The organism is Salmonella sp. 32020114201800008SM, assembly GCF_017572025.1.
In the GTDB taxonomy this organism is placed as follows: Bacteria; Pseudomonadota; Gammaproteobacteria; order Enterobacterales; family Enterobacteriaceae; genus Salmonella; species Salmonella enterica.
Genome location: NZ_JAGEQM010000007.1, coordinates 143,767 through 158,939 on the forward strand (window position 1 = coordinate 143,767; position 15,173 = coordinate 158,939).

Below are 15,173 nucleotides of genomic sequence, written 5' to 3' on the forward strand. Positions count from 1 at the left end.
GATTCATCACGTCACTGTTCCCCTTTATTCATCAACATCCGCTATGATTGTTTTCCCAGGAAATAATTATCTAAATCACGATTACCATAATGACGAAACCCACTCATGGGCTTAGCCCGGCGCTGATCGTTTTAATGTCTGTGGCCACGGGTCTGGCGGTCGCCAGCAACTACTATGCCCAGCCGCTGCTTGATACCATCGCGCATCACTTTTCGCTTTCCGCCAGCTCCGCAGGGTTTATCGTTACCGCCGCGCAGTTGGGCTATGCCGCTGGCCTGTTGTTTCTGGTGCCGCTCGGCGACATGTTTGAACGCCGAACGCTGATTGTCTCCATGACGTTGCTGGCGGCTGGCGGAATGCTGATCACCGCCAGCAGTCAGTCGCTTAGCATGATGATACTCGGAACGGCCTTAACCGGACTGTTCTCCGTGGTGGCGCAGATTCTGGTTCCGCTGGCCGCCACGCTTGCGACGCCCGCCACCCGCGGTAAAGTGGTCGGCACCATTATGAGCGGCCTGTTGCTGGGGATCCTGCTGGCGCGAACGGTCGCCGGACTGCTGGCAAACCTCGGCGGTTGGCGCACCGTATTTTGGGTAGCGTCGGCGCTGATGGCGCTGATGGCCGTCGCGTTGTGGCGCGGACTGCCAAAGCTCAAATCCGACACCCATCTTAACTACCCGCAGCTGTTGGGTTCTGTATTCAGCCTGTTTATTCACGATAAGCTGCTGCGTACCCGCGCGCTGCTGGGCTGTCTGACCTTTGCTAATTTCAGCATCCTCTGGACGTCAATGGCCTTTTTGCTCGCCGCGCCGCCGTTTAGCTATTCCGAGGGGATGATTGGCCTGTTTGGCCTGGCGGGGGCCGCCGGCGCTTTAGGCGCGCGTCCGGCTGGCGGATTTGCCGATAAAGGTAAATCTCACCTCACCACCACGTTCGGCTTACTGCTGCTGTTACTCTCCTGGCTGGCTATCTGGCTTGGGCATACCTCGGTACTGGCGCTGATTATTGGCATTCTGGTACTGGACCTCACCGTTCAGGGGGTACATATCACCAATCAGACGGTCATCTATCGTTTGCATCCGGATGCGCGTAACCGGCTCACCGCCGGCTATATGACCAGCTACTTTATCGGTGGCGCCGCGGGGTCGCTGATTTCCGCCTCCGCCTGGCAACATGCCGGCTGGGCCGGCGTTTGTCTGGCGGGTGTCACGGTAGCCTTACTTAATTTACTGGTCTGGTGGCGAGGTTTTCACCGACAGGAAGCCGTAAATTAAGCGGATAGTGAGCGTTTACCTTTGTTTAAGCTCCTTAGGGTGTTAAGGAGCTCCCCAGTCTGTTAAGGTTATGCTATTCATTTATCATGGTTATTTTTATACCGGTGAAGAATAATATAATTCTATGGAAAGCCCTGCATCCCCATCTGCTCCCAGGCCAATAGCGCCCGTTCAAGGATTCGAAGGTCGTTCACCGATAGCTATCCGTGATATTCCGGTGGCTTTTGCATCGGGTTGTAAGGCCGTTTACCCGGCTTTCGCCCCTCCCGCTTATCGTTCTCTCCTGATTTTTTCATGCAGGCACTCACGCTTTTCTCGTCATTCCTGGATTTGCCGCAGGCGGCGCTTTACCGGGCCCAATGTTCCCGCTGGCGTCTCAGTCTGCGTATCATTGGTTGCTTTATAGCCTGAAAGAATGATTTTGTATTAATAATACATTTACTTTATTTGTCACTGTCGTTACTATATCGGCTGAAATTAATGAGGTCATGCCCAAATGGATAGTTCGTTTACGCCCATTGAACAAATGCTAAAATTTCGCGCCAGCCGTCACGAAGACTTTCCTTATCAGGAAATTCTTTTGACTCGTCTTTGTATGCACATGCAAGGCAAGCTCCTGGAAAACCGCAATAAGATGCTGAAGGCTCAAGGGATTAACGAGACGTTGTTTATGGCGTTGATTACGCTGGAGTCTCAGGAAAACCACAGTATTCAGCCGTCTGAATTAAGCTGCGCGCTGGGTTCATCTCGCACCAATGCGACACGCATTGCAGATGAGCTGGAAAAACGCGGCTGGATTGAGCGTCGTGAGAGCGATAACGACCGCCGTTGCCTGCATCTGCAATTAACGGAGAAAGGCCAGGCATTTTTGCAAGAAGTGCTTCCGCCTCAGCATCATTGTCTGCATCAACTCTGGTCATCACTTAGCACAGCCGAAAAAGATCAACTTGAGCACATCACTCGTAAACTCCTGACGCGTCTTGATCAAATGGAGCAGGAAGGCACTGTTCTTGAGGCGCTGCGCTAAAGCGCCGACCCGCTCAAAAATCCAGATTAATAACAGGAAAGCGGACAGGCCGGCACGCATTACTGCTGGCCTTTCTGACAACAGGTCGGCTCAGCCGATGTGAATAATAAGATCGTGGAGAACAACATGAGCGCAAATGCGGAGATCCAAACCCCGCAGCAACCGGCTAAGAAGAAAGGCAAACGCAAAACAGCGCTGCTACTTCTTACCTTGCTCTTTGTTATTATTGCCGTGGCATATGGAATTTATTGGTTTTTAGTATTGCGTCATATTGAAGAGACAGATGATGCTTACGTGGCAGGGAACCAGGTTCAAATCATGGCGCAGGTGTCAGGCAGCGTGACGAAAGTCTGGGCTGATAACACCGACTTTGTAAAAGAGGGCGATGTTCTGGTCACGCTCGATCAGACTGACGCCAAACAAGCGTTTGAAAGAGCCAAAACGGCGCTGGCCTCCAGCGTGCGCCAAACGCACCAGTTGATGATTAACAGTAAGCAGTTGCAGGCGAATATCGACGTGCAAAAAACCGCCCTGGCGCAAGCGCAGAGCGACCTTAACCGTCGTGTGCCGCTGGGTAATGCCAATCTTATTGGCCGGGAAGAGCTGCAACACGCCCGCGATGCCGTCGCCAGCGCGCAGGCACAGCTGGATGTCGCCATTCAACAGTACAATGCCAACCAGGCAATGATACTCAACAGTAATCTGGAAGATCAGCCTGCGGTTCAACAAGCGGCGACCGAAGTGCGTAACGCCTGGCTGGCGCTGGAGCGTACTCGCATCGTCAGTCCAATGACCGGTTATGTCTCCCGCCGCGCCGTCCAGCCTGGCGCGCAGATCAGCCCCACCACGCCGCTGATGGCCGTGGTGCCTGCAACCGATCTGTGGGTGGACGCTAACTTTAAAGAGACCCAATTAGCGAATATGCGCATTGGGCAGCCAGTGACGATTATTACTGACATTTATGGCGACGACGTAAAATACACCGGTAAAGTCGTCGGTCTGGATATGGGGACAGGCAGCGCCTTCTCCCTGCTGCCAGCGCAAAATGCGACGGGTAACTGGATTAAAGTGGTTCAACGTCTGCCGGTACGCGTCGAACTGGACGCCCGCCAGTTAGAACAACATCCGCTGCGCATTGGTTTATCGACGCTGGTCACCGTGGATACCGCTAATCGCGACGGTCAGGTACTGGCCAGCCAGGTACGAACGACGCCGGTTGCCGAAAGTAACGCACGCGAAATTAATCTCGCGCCGGTCAATAAACTGATCGACGACATCGTACAGGCTAACGCGGGTTAATCCTGAGGTGCGTGTGATGCAACAGCAAAAACCGCTGGAAGGCGCGCAGCTCGTCATCATGACGATCGCGCTGTCGCTGGCGACATTCATGCAGGTGCTGGACTCCACCATTGCCAACGTGGCGATTCCGACCATCGCCGGGAACCTGGGTTCTTCCCTAAGCCAGGGGACATGGGTTATCACCTCTTTCGGGGTGGCGAACGCTATCTCGATTCCCTTAACCGGCTGGCTGGCGAAACGTTTTGGCGAAGTCAAACTGTTCATGTGGTCGACGGTCGCCTTTGCCGCGGCTTCCTGGGCCTGTGGCGTATCCAGCAGTCTGAATATGCTGATCTTCTTCCGCGTGGTGCAGGGCGTGGTCGCCGGGCCGCTGATTCCGCTCTCGCAAAGCCTGTTGCTGAATAACTATCCGCCTGCAAAGCGCTCCATTGCGCTGGCGCTCTGGTCAATGACCGTCATTGTCGCGCCGATTTGCGGCCCGATTCTGGGGGGCTATATCAGTGATAATTACCACTGGGGATGGATTTTCTTCATCAACGTGCCGATTGGCATCGCCGTCGTCCTGATGACGTTACACACGCTGCGCGGACGTGAAACGCATACCGAACGGCGACGTATTGACGCCGTCGGGCTGGCGCTACTGGTGATTGGCATCGGCAGCCTGCAAATTATGCTCGATCGCGGTAAAGAGCTGGACTGGTTCTCCTCACAGGAAATTATCATCCTGACCGTGGTCGCCGTCATCGCCATCAGTTTCCTGATCGTCTGGGAACTGACCGACGATCACCCTATCGTCGATCTTTCTCTTTTTAAATCGCGTAACTTCACTATTGGCTGCTTGTGCATCAGCCTTGCCTATATGCTCTATTTCGGCGCCATTGTTCTACTGCCGCAGCTTTTGCAAGAGGTGTACGGCTATACCGCAACGTGGGCAGGTCTGGCGTCAGCGCCAGTCGGTATTATTCCGGTAATTTTGTCGCCGATTATCGGACGCTTCGCGCATAAACTGGATATGCGCAGGCTGGTCACATTCAGCTTCATTATGTACGCCGTCTGTTTTTACTGGCGCGCCTGGACGTTCGAACCGGGTATGGATTTCGGCGCTTCCGCATGGCCGCAGTTTATTCAGGGATTTGCCGTCGCCTGCTTCTTTATGCCGCTGACCACCATTACGCTCTCCGGGTTACCGCCAGAACGGCTGGCGGCGGCATCAAGCCTGTCGAACTTCACGCGAACGCTGGCAGGTTCCATCGGCACCTCGATTACCACCACTATGTGGACCGATCGTGAGTCGCTACACCATGCTCAGCTCACCGAGTCGGTTACGGCGTATAATCCAAACGCTCAGGCTATGTACGATAAACTGGAAGGCTTAGGGATGACGCACCAACAGGCGTCAGGCTGGATAGCCCAGCAAATCACGAATCAGGGGCTGATTATTTCCGCCAACGAAATCTTCTGGATGTCGGCGGGGATCTTCCTGGTGCTGCTCGGCCTGGTGTGGTTCGCCAAACCGCCCTTCGGTGCGGGCGGCGGCGGTGGCGGCGCGCACTAACTATCTGATAAAAGGGATCTGCGGATCCCTTTTTTAGTAGACCAACAATCAGAAGAAATATTTGAATCTCAGACGCCCGCCGTAACGCGCATCTTCACTGTTATCGCCATTATTCGGATTGGCCTCTACCCATGAAGCATAGGCACCGAGGTAGATGTTAAAGTTTTTCATATCCATCACGTTGGGGAATAAATATGAGGCATGAATAGTGTGAATGTCATAATTGCCGGGATCGGTGACCCAGCAATCGTCCTCACAAACGGCATCGATATTGGTAGCATTAAAGGCTTCGATTTTGTTATGCGCATAGATATAACCCAGTTCAAATCGATGCCACAGCGCATTCACCCCAGCGGTAAAATCTGTCTCATCGGTCGCATCCATATAAGCGGTATTCAGGTTAATCACCGCGCCATCTTCCGGGTCAGTTTTTTGACCATTCCAGGTCATGGTAAAACCATAGCCCGTACGATCTGACTGATCGATCCACTTCCCATTCTCATAATAGCCATAGGCGTTGTTAACGACGTTACTTTCCATCGCTATCGCCGTTGAAAAACGCCCGTTTTGCCAGGCGATAACCGGACGGACGTAAGCCACATTTTTATCGTTGCTCAAATCCATTCCGTGGTACTGCTTCTCGGTATATAACGTACTGCCATTTTCCAGCAATGTGTTAACTTCGAAATACCAGTTGTCGATGGTTTTACTCAGCAGGAAGTTACCCCCACTGTCGCTACGTCCCCGTCCTTCTTTCATCATATAGATATAGCCGTAACCGTCACTGTAAAGATCGTTCGCTGTATTCCCCGAATATTCAATAAACGTATCCTGATTCAGTGGGAACATATCGTAGGCTTCAAAACGACCAACCTTAATTTTCCAGTCATTCTCACGACCAAAGAAGAAAACGGCATCATCAAGGTTCATTTTTCCGGTCAGGTCCGCCAGAGGCTGTACAGAGAATCCGGCAAAATTACCGTTGTCCAGCCGCTGGTAGCCATCAAAGCCCAGCAACAGGCGTCCGTTAATATCCCAGCGTTCATTGGTTCCTGATGCCCAATCTTTATTCGCTGACGTTCTCATCGAGGTCAGGCTACCGGAACGGCTTGCCGCATCCATATTAAATTCGACATCGCCATAGAACTTAATATCGCTGAATCCGGATAAGGTCAGCTTCGGCGGCGTTTTATCTGCTGCAATGGGCTCGGCGGACTGGACATTCACCGTCGGCGTAGCGGCGACCTGCTGCTGTTTCAGCGAGCGAATTTGCGCCTCGGCATCGGATGCCCGTTTTTCAGCATTAACAACACGTTGCTCCAGTTCAGCCAGACGCTGCTCAATAGTGATATTATTCGCTGCCCAAAGGTTATGAGAAAAGCAAGCACCTATCATCAGCGCCAAATATTTAGCCTTCATTTTTTATCCCTTAAGTTTGATGTATACCAGATAAGATTTGCTAAAAACCCCATCGACCGGCTATTAGTAGAGTCTTGTTATTACCTGGATATCTGGCGCATTCCATTATGTTTTTCTATTAATTATTTATGATTTTTAGTTTATGTGATCAATACACTCTGGCATCGTGAGTTATCCGCCTTTTCTGTTTACCAGATCACATTTTATTATTTAACAGGCCAGGCATTACTTAATTTAAAATGTATTCTTGCCGCAAATATAATAAATACAAATTATATTAAGCAATAAAAAACCCCGGTCATAAACCGGGGTTAATTTAAATACTGGAACCGCTCACCAATAAGACTAAATATGCAATTCCTGCAGTTTTTCTTTCGGCAGCGCCAGCTCTTTATTGCTGTTCACGCGCACATCACGCTCCAGAATATGACGGGCAATGTCCTGCGCTTCACTGAGCGAGTGCATCTGATACGTACCGCACTGGTAAACGTTCAGCTCCGGGATCTGGTTTTGATCCTGCACTTTCAGCACATCCGCCATCGCCGCTTTCCAGGCGTCGGCAACACGCTGCTCGTCCGGCGTGCCAATCAGGCTCATGTAAAAACCGGTGCGGCAGCCCATCGGCGAGATATCGATAATCTCAACGCCGTTACCGTTGAGGTGGTCGCGCATAAAGCCAGCAAACAGATGCTCAAGCGTATGAATCCCTTTTTCCGGCATCACTTCTTTGTTCGGAATGCAAAAACGCAGATCAAACACGGTGATTGCGTCGCCATGCGGGGTGTTCATCGTTTTTGCAACCCGGACCGCCGGCGCTTGCATCCGGGTATGATCGACTGCGAAGCTATCTAATAATGGCATTTAGTCACCTCCGATAATTTTTTAAAAATAAACTGAACTCTTTGTTCCGGGGCGAGTCTGAGTATATGAAAGACGCGCATTTGTTATCATCATCCCTGTTTTCAGCGATGAAATTTTGGCCACTCCGTGAGTGGCCTTTTTCTTTTGGGTCAGGCGTGTTTTGCAAGCCACGCGGCAAACGGCTCGGTATCCGCCGCCTCAATCTCCTGCTGACGACGTACTGAAGCGTCACGTTCAGCAATAAACTCTTCTTCCTGTAAAATCTCCAGCGGCTCTTCGCGTAACAGATTACGGTAAGCCTCACCGAACGCTTTCCCGGTGCCGCCAATGCCTTCATCAATCATAGACCGTAGGATCCGGGCGGAGAATGTCAGTTCAGGATTATCAAAGCAGGCGACCAACTCGTCACATACCTTTTGATACTCCTCTCCCCCGTGGATACTGTCCAGCGTTTGCGCCACGCGTTTCAGATCGCGGAAGAGATCTTTCCCGACTTTGGGCAGCGGGAACTGCGCAGTTTCACAGCCAATGCCTAACGTCAGGCCCGGCTTACGCCCTTCCAGAATAACGCGATTCCAGTTAGTACGCGTACATAACAGCTCATCGCTACTCATTTCCGGCGCATCGGCCAATACGCACCAGACCATAAACAGATCGAGGAAGCGCACCTGTTGCTCGTCTACGCCGATCGGTGAGAACGGATTAATATCGAGAGAACGAACTTCAATATACTCAATACCGCCACGCAGAAGCGCGTCAGAAGGCGATTCGCCGCTGCGCGTCACGCGCTTGGGACGAATGGGCGCGTACAGCTCATTTTCAATTTGCAGAACGTTGCTGTTAATCTGTAGCCGCTTACCGTCTTTTTCCACACCAATCCGTGCGTACTCCTCGGAAGGGGTTTTAATCGCGCGCTTCAGACCTGCAACGTATTCATGCAAATCGTTAAACGTAATTCCGAGATTGCTTTGCGACTTATTGGTATAGCCCAAATCACTCAAACGCAGCGACGTCGCATATGGCAGGTAGTACATGCCGCAGTCCGTTTTTTCAAACGGTAATGTGGTTGGCTTTCCTTGCAGGAAAGAGGAACAAATGGCCGGAGACGCGCCAAACAGATAGGGGATGACCCAGCCAAAACGGTAATAGTTGCGAATCAGACGAAAATAGCCGGCAGAAATTTTTTCTTTTGCCGCTTCGCCTTCCGTAACGCCGCATTTCGCCTGCCAGAACGCCATCGGTAATGAAAAATTGTAATGTACGCCGGAGATGGTTTGCATCAAGGCGCCATAACGATTTTTCAGCCCTTCGCGATAGAGCGTCTTAAAGCGCCCGGTATTGGATGTGCCGTACTGCGCCAGCTCTATGTCCTGCCCTTCCGCAATATAGCAGGGCATACTTAATGGCCACATCCGCTCATCGCCCAGTTTCCTGGCCGTATACCGATGGAGATCGCGCATAAAAGTGAGCATATGCTGGATATCGCCATCGACTGGCGTAATAAACTCCAGTAGGGCTTCCGCAAAATCCGTGGTAATCCATTTATGGGTCAGCGCTGAACCTAACGCTTCAGGATGACCTGTTGTCGCCAGCGTGCCATCAGCATTGACACGCAGCGTTTCGCGCTCTAACCCGCGCTGTATCCCCTTTAACGCCTGAGGATGTTTTTCCAGCCAGGCCAGAGCCTGTGATACGTCCGGGATCAAATTGACCTCCCGCCTGTCCAAATCGTTTTAATAAGCATAACTGTAATGGCGGCCATACATGCCAAACCTACAATTATTACCACCACATCATGCCCTGAACCGTCGCCGCTGCGAGCGCAACATAGCGCAGCGCCTTACCAAGACACAAAAAAAAGATCGTCCGCCCCCACGGGATGCGCATCCATCCCGCTAACAGGCACAACAAATCACCGATGACCGGCATCCAGCTTAATAATAGTGTGGCTGCGCCATAACGCTTTAGCCAGCCAGTCGCTTTTTCCTGCCAGCGCGACGTTTTGCGCAGCGGAAAGAAACGCCCAAGAATAACGTTAGTTACCCCTCCAAGGCTATTACCCATTGTTGCTGTTAAGACTAAGACCCAGGGATGGCTGACGCCGGAGACCAGCATAGCAACCAAAACCACCTCAGAATTACCGGGTAACAGCGTCGCGCTGAGAAAACTACTGGTAAACAGAGACAGGAGCGACAGTCCGTCACTCACAATAGTCGAACATCCACGGCATCCATTCCCGCCGCCCGCGCCGCCTGTAAACCAAAATCGGCATCTTCAAATACCACGCACTGCGTCGGCATGACGCCCATCCGCTGGGCGCACAATAGGAAGGTGTCAGGCGCAGGTTTGTGATGCTGTACGTGATCTGCCGCCACAACCGCATCAAAATAACGACGCAGCCCCAGATGCGCTAACAAGGCTTCCGCGATAGCGCTTTCGCTACCGGTACCGACCGACATGGGACGCCGCCCATGCCACGCTTTAACCACCTCAACCAGCGGCAGCGGTTCTACGCAGTCCAGCAGGATGCTTTTTACCGCGTCGGTTTTCTCACGCGCCAGTGACAGGGGATCAAGATCGGCATGGTTAAGCTCAATGATTGACTGGGCGATAAGCCAGGTTGGCGAACCGTTAAGCGCGACCATTGCCTGTTCATCAAAACGAAGACCATAGCGCCCCAAAATCTCACGCCACGCTTTGCGATGCGTGGGTTCGGTATCCAGGAGAGTACCGTCCATATCAAAAATCAAACCAGCATAACGTGCGTACATCGTGTTCTCGCAAACCGAATAACCAGACAGTACTTTATCGCAATTGGTTGATTTTGTCGCTAATAGAGATGAAGAGGTATATTCAGGATAAGGGGAAAAGCGATTGCGGGGCAGTGACGTATCCGGGAGGATTATTCGCCTTATGGGCCGTTGCTGACGCAACGTTATCCTTCTGATGCCAGCGGTGATTACCGCTATCTTATCTGCATTGCTGAAAGTACGGAGAATATGGTGCATCCGGGAGGATTCGAACCTCCGACCGCTCGGTTCGTAGCCGAGTACTCTATCCAGCTGAGCTACGGATGCATTGGGAAACTTGCTTTACTGCTGATATTGATACCGCGGTGAAAGCCGTATCAAGTAAGAGATGGTGCATCCGGGAGGATTCGAACCTCCGACCGCTCGGTTCGTAGCCGAGTACTCTATCCAGCTGAGCTACGGATGCATCGGAAAACTTGCTTTACTGCCGATATTGATACCGCGGTGAAAGCCGTATCAAGTAAGAGATGGTGCATCCGGGAGGATTCGAACCTCCGACCGCTCGGTTCGTAGCCGAGTACTCTATCCAGCTGAGCTACGGATGCATCGGGAAACTTACTTTACTGCAGATTTTGATACCGCGGGAAAGCCGTATCAAGTAAGAGATGGTGCATCCGGGAGGATTCGAACCTCCGACCGCTCGGTTCGTAGCCGAGTACTCTATCCAGCTGAGCTACGGATGCAAATGGCGGTGAGGCGGGGATTCGAACCCCGGATGCAGCTTTTGACCGCATACTCCCTTAGCAGGGGAGCGCCTTCAGCCTCTCGGCCACCTCACCACACGCCTCTTACGAGTGCTTCGAAGAACTTGTTCTGCTCATCGTCGCTGCGTGGCGCACATATTACTTTCTGGGACTTATAAGTCAAACAATTTTTCCAGAGCTTTTATCGTTTGCACACTTCACGCTCAATTAGTCTGTAAAAAAGCCAAAAAGAGTGTTTTATCAACAGATAATTTGATGACACGCTGGCCGCCAAAAGCGCACCATATCAACAGTGAGGTTGAAAAAAGTCATGAAGGGACAACGCGGGCGAGCGAGAAGAGAGGCTGCGTCTCACCCGAAAAGTGAGACGCGAAAACCTTAGTAACTGGACTGCTGGGATTTTTCAGCCTGGATACGCTGGTAGATCTCTTCACGATGGACAGAAACTTCTTTCGGGGCGTTCACGCCAATACGCACCTGGTTGCCCTTCACCCCTAAAACTGTCACGGTGACCTCATCGCCAATCATGAGGGTCTCACCAACTCGACGAGTCAGAATCAGCATTCTTTGCTCCTTGAAAGATTAAAAGAGTCGGGTCTCTCTGTATCCCGGCATTATCCATCATATAACGCCAAAAAGTAAGCGATGACAAACACCTTAGGTGTAAGCAGTCATGGCATTACATTCTGTTAAACCTAAGTTTAGCCGATATACAAAACTTCAACCTGACTTTATCGTTGTCGATAGCGTTGACGTAAACGCCGCAGCACGAGCTGCGGCGCCAACGAACGCTTATAATTATTGCAATTTTGCGCTGACCCAGCCTTGTACACTGGCTAACGCTGCAGGCAGAGCTGCCGCATCCGTACCACCGGCTTGCGCCATGTCCGGACGACCGCCACCCTTACCGCCCACCTGCTGAGCGACCATACCAATCAATTCCCCTGCTTTAACCCGGTCGGTCACATCCTTCGACACGCCCGCAATCAGAGAAACCTTACCTTCAACAACCGTTGCCAGTACGATAACGGTAGACCCCAGTTGATTTTTCAGATCATCAACCATGGTTCGCAGCATTTTCGGCTCAATACCAGCAAGCTCGCTGACCAGGAGCTTCACGCCGTTGAGATCGACCGCTTTACTGGAAAGATTTGCACTCTCCTGCGCTGCGGCCTGGTCCTTCAACTGCTGCAACTCTTTTTCCAGCTGACGTGTACGTTCCAGCACGGCACGCACTTTGTCGCCCAGATTCTGGCTGTCGCCCTTCAGCAGATGCGCAATATCGTTTAAGCGATCGCTTTGCGCATGAACGGTGGCCATAGCGCCTTCACCGGTTACCGCCTCAATACGACGAATGCCCGCTGCGGTGCCGGACTCAGAGATAATACGGAATAGACCGATATCACCGGTACGACTGGCGTGAGTACCGCCGCACAGTTCGGTAGAAAAATCGCCCATGCTCAGAACGCGTACACGTTCGTCGTATTTCTCGCCAAACAGCGCCATGGCCCCTTTCGCCTTCGCCGCGTCGAGATCCATGATGTTCGTTTCAATCGGCAGGTTGCGGCGAATTTGCGCATTCACCAAATCTTCAACCTCACGAATCTCCGACGGCTTCATCGCTTCATTGTGCGAGAAGTCGAAGCGCAGCACTTTATCGCTAACCAGCGAACCTTTCTGCGCAACGTGTGTCCCAAGCACCTGGCGCAACGCCGCGTGCATCAGGTGCGTGGCGGAGTGGTTCAGACGGATACGTGCGCGGCGCGCTTCATCTACGTCAGCCTGTACCGCATCGCCCACTTTCAGAGCGCCCGCAGACAATTTGCCGAGGTGACCAATCGCCTGACCATATTTTTGCGTGTCGTCCACAGCGAAAGTAAATCCAGCGCCTTTCAGCTCGCCTTTATCGCCAACCTGACCGCCTGATTCCGCATAGAATGGGGTCTGATCCAGCACGACAACAGCTTCCTGTCCCGCGTTAATCGCTTCAACCGCTTTACCATCGACAAACAGCGCAGTCACTTTGCCGTTCAGTTCCAGATGGTCATAACCTTTAAATTCAGAAGCGCTGTCAACGCGGATCATCGCGTTGTAGTCCGCGCCAAAACCGCTAGCTTCGCGCGCGCGACGGCGTTGCTCTTCCATAGCGGCTTCAAAACCAGCTTCATCGACTTTGATGTTGCGCTCACGGCAGACGTCCGCCGTTAGATCGACCGGGAAACCATAAGTATCATACAGACGGAAAGCGGTTTCGCCGTCCAGGGTGTCGCCCTGCAATTTCGCCAGTTCTTCATCCAGCAGCGCCAGACCGCGCTCCAGCGTACGGGCGAACTGCTCTTCTTCCGTTTTCAGAACCTGCTCGACCTGCGCCTGCTGACGTTTCAACTCTTCGCCTGCGGAGCCCATTACCTCAATCAGCGGCCCAACCAGCTTGTAGAAGAAGGTCTCTTTCGCGCCCAGCATGTTGCCGTGACGAACCGCGCGACGAATAATGCGACGCAGCACATAGCCACGGTTTTCATTCGACGGCAGCACGCCATCGGCAACCAGGAATGCGCAGGAACGGATGTGGTCGGCGATAACACGCAGCGATTTATTACCCAGATCGGTGGCGCCGGTGACTTTCGCTACCGCTTCAATCAACGTGCGGAACAGGTCGATGTCATAGTTAGAGTTAACGTGCTGCAGTACCGCGGCAATACGCTCCAGCCCCATACCGGTATCTACAGACGGTTTCGGCAATGGTTCCATAGCCCCGTCAGCCTGACGGTTGAACTGCATAAAGACGATGTTCCAGATCTCAATATAGCGATCGCCGTCTTCTTCCGGGCTTCCCGGAGGGCCGCCCCAGATGTGGTCGCCATGATCGTAGAAGATTTCGGTGCACGGACCGCAGGGACCGGTATCGCCCATCTGCCAGAAGTTATCCGATGCGTATGGCGCGCCTTTATTGTCGCCGATACGGATGATACGCTCGCGCGGGATGCCGACTTCTTTTTCCCAGATCTCATAGGCTTCGTCGTCGGTTTCATAAACGGTGACCCATAAACGCTCTTTTGGCAGAGCAAACCAGTTTTCACCGGTCAGTAATTCCCATGCGAACTGAATGGCGTCGTGTTTGAAGTAATCGCCGAAGCTGAAGTTGCCCAGCATTTCGAAGAAAGTATGGTGACGTGCAGTGTATCCGACGTTTTCCAGATCGTTGTGTTTACCCCCCGCGCGTACGCAACGCTGGGAAGTGGTTGCACGGGAATAATTACGTTTATCGAGCCCAAGGAAAACATCCTTGAACTGGTTCATCCCGGCATTGGTAAACAAAAGAGTGGGGTCATTGTTAGGCACCAGGGAACTGCTGGCAACTACCTGATGCCCTTTACTATGGAAAAAGTCGAGAAACGCCTGACGGATCTCAGCGGTGCTCTTGCTCATAATTATCCTGAAATCAAGCTACACTTCATCCTTCAGGCCGCCTCTGCGTTGGCTGCGAGTTTCCCGGTCACGCGTTCCCGAGGCTCACTTGCCGCTTTGATGCGGCTTGAATGATTTTGTGTATTTAAGGAATATTCGTCGCAGACGCTGTTCGCCGTTAAGCAACCCGCGTCCAGACGGAAAAAGTGGGAATAAGATAAGTTTTCTTTACCGGGAAGTAAAATCCCGTATGCGCTCAATCTGCAAAATTTCGCCATATTTGCTGGATATCGTCCATCAGATACCCGCGATAGAGCAAAAAGCGCTGTACCTTAACCTTTTCTGAAAAGTTTGAAGGGAGCGGCTCGCCATATTTGCGAACGGCCTGTTCATGTGCCATTTCACTCCAGTCAATTTCACATTCTCGCATCGCTTTTTCAGTCGATTCACGGGAAATGCCTTTCTGATTCAACTCCTGGCGAATACGCGCCGGGCCATAGCCTTTGCGGCTACGACTGGCGATAAAGCGCATCACGAAGCGCTCGTCATCAAGATAGTGATGTTCGTGGCACCAGGCGATCACGCGTTCATAATCGTCTGCCGTCGCATCAATCTCTTCCGGCCCATTTTTGCCCATCACCGGCGCGGAGAGTTTACGCCGTAATTCCTGCTCGCTGTGATCGCGGACAGCAAGAATACGTACCGCACGATCAAGGAGACGAGCATAAGCGGGACGGCGCGATGTGGGTTCACTCATAAAAAACCTTAACAGGGAGAAATGCCAAAAGGGCCGCATAAATGCAGCCCTTGATGGTA

12 protein-coding genes and 5 tRNA genes are annotated in these 15,173 nt (G+C 52.2%); 4 read left to right on the forward strand and 13 right to left on the reverse strand.

Annotated features, from left to right (window positions below; all coding sequences use genetic code 11):
• Positions 1-89 precede the first annotated feature (89 nt).
• The 4 genes from J4613_RS18555 to emrB all read left to right on the forward strand — a co-directional run bounded on the left by J4613_RS18555 (position 90) and on the right by emrB (position 5,155).
• On the forward strand, positions 90-1,274 hold the full coding sequence (locus tag J4613_RS18555) for an MFS transporter (protein WP_000165769.1): 1,185 nt from the start codon (positions 90-92) through the stop codon (positions 1,272-1,274).
• Positions 1,275-1,770: 496 nt separating this feature from the next.
• Positions 1,771-2,301: a transcriptional repressor MprA gene (gene mprA, locus J4613_RS18560; RefSeq protein WP_000378431.1), complete on the forward strand. Its 531-nt coding sequence runs from the start codon at positions 1,771-1,773 to the stop codon at positions 2,299-2,301.
• Between the two features lie 126 nt (positions 2,302-2,427).
• Entirely contained in the window at positions 2,428-3,600 is a 1,173-nt protein-coding gene (gene emrA, locus J4613_RS18565; protein WP_001275605.1) for a multidrug efflux MFS transporter periplasmic adaptor subunit EmrA, read from the forward strand.
• Positions 3,601-3,616: 16 nt separating this feature from the next.
• Complete coding sequence (gene emrB / locus J4613_RS18570; RefSeq protein ID WP_001187298.1) at positions 3,617-5,155, forward strand: multidrug efflux MFS transporter permease subunit EmrB; 1,539 nt, start codon at positions 3,617-3,619, stop codon at positions 5,153-5,155.
• Between the two features lie 48 nt (positions 5,156-5,203).
• On the opposite strand, the gene J4613_RS18575 is transcribed toward emrB, so the two are convergent.
• The 13 genes from J4613_RS18575 to recX all read right to left on the reverse strand — a co-directional run bounded on the left by J4613_RS18575 (position 5,204) and on the right by recX (position 15,114).
• Complete coding sequence (locus J4613_RS18575) at positions 5,204-6,574, reverse strand: carbohydrate porin (protein ID WP_000645134.1); 1,371 nt, start codon at positions 6,572-6,574, stop codon at positions 5,204-5,206.
• 345 nt (positions 6,575-6,919) lie between these two features.
• A complete protein-coding gene (gene luxS / locus J4613_RS18580; RefSeq protein WP_001130194.1) occupies positions 6,920-7,435 on the reverse strand; it encodes an S-ribosylhomocysteine lyase in 516 nt (171 codons plus the stop codon).
• Between the two features lie 149 nt (positions 7,436-7,584).
• Positions 7,585-9,141 carry a glutamate--cysteine ligase gene (gene gshA, locus J4613_RS18585; protein WP_000611821.1) on the reverse strand — a complete coding sequence of 519 codons (1,557 nt, stop codon included), beginning with the start codon at positions 9,139-9,141 and terminating at the stop codon, positions 7,585-7,587.
• 76 nt (positions 9,142-9,217) lie between these two features.
• A complete protein-coding gene (locus J4613_RS18590) occupies positions 9,218-9,643 on the reverse strand; it encodes a YqaA family protein (protein ID WP_111742254.1) in 426 nt (141 codons plus the stop codon).
• Positions 9,640-10,206 carry a fructose-1-phosphate/6-phosphogluconate phosphatase gene (gene yqaB / locus J4613_RS18595; protein ID WP_000271284.1) on the reverse strand — a complete coding sequence of 189 codons (567 nt, stop codon included), beginning with the start codon at positions 10,204-10,206 and terminating at the stop codon, positions 9,640-9,642. The genes J4613_RS18590 and yqaB overlap by 4 nt, the downstream gene beginning before the upstream one ends.
• 229 nt (positions 10,207-10,435) lie before the next feature.
• Positions 10,436-10,512, reverse strand: a tRNA-Arg gene (locus J4613_RS18600).
• A 62-nt stretch (positions 10,513-10,574) separates the two neighbouring features.
• Positions 10,575-10,651, reverse strand: a tRNA-Arg gene (locus tag J4613_RS18605).
• 62 nt (positions 10,652-10,713) lie between these two features.
• Positions 10,714-10,790, reverse strand: a tRNA-Arg gene (locus J4613_RS18610).
• 61 nt (positions 10,791-10,851) lie between these two features.
• Positions 10,852-10,928 (reverse strand) — tRNA-Arg (locus tag J4613_RS18615).
• A 3-nt stretch (positions 10,929-10,931) separates the two neighbouring features.
• Positions 10,932-11,024 (reverse strand) — tRNA-Ser (locus J4613_RS18620).
• A 303-nt stretch (positions 11,025-11,327) separates the two neighbouring features.
• Positions 11,328-11,513 (reverse strand): carbon storage regulator CsrA, encoded by a 186-nt coding sequence (gene csrA / locus J4613_RS18625; RefSeq protein WP_000906486.1) that lies wholly within the window; start codon positions 11,511-11,513, stop codon positions 11,328-11,330.
• Between the two features lie 234 nt (positions 11,514-11,747).
• A complete protein-coding gene (gene alaS / locus J4613_RS18630; RefSeq protein WP_079798506.1) occupies positions 11,748-14,378 on the reverse strand; it encodes an alanine--tRNA ligase in 2,631 nt (876 codons plus the stop codon).
• A 235-nt stretch (positions 14,379-14,613) separates the two neighbouring features.
• Complete coding sequence (gene recX, locus J4613_RS18635) at positions 14,614-15,114, reverse strand: recombination regulator RecX (RefSeq protein ID WP_001294861.1); 501 nt, start codon at positions 15,112-15,114, stop codon at positions 14,614-14,616.
• Between the last annotated feature and the right edge of the window lie 59 nt (positions 15,115-15,173).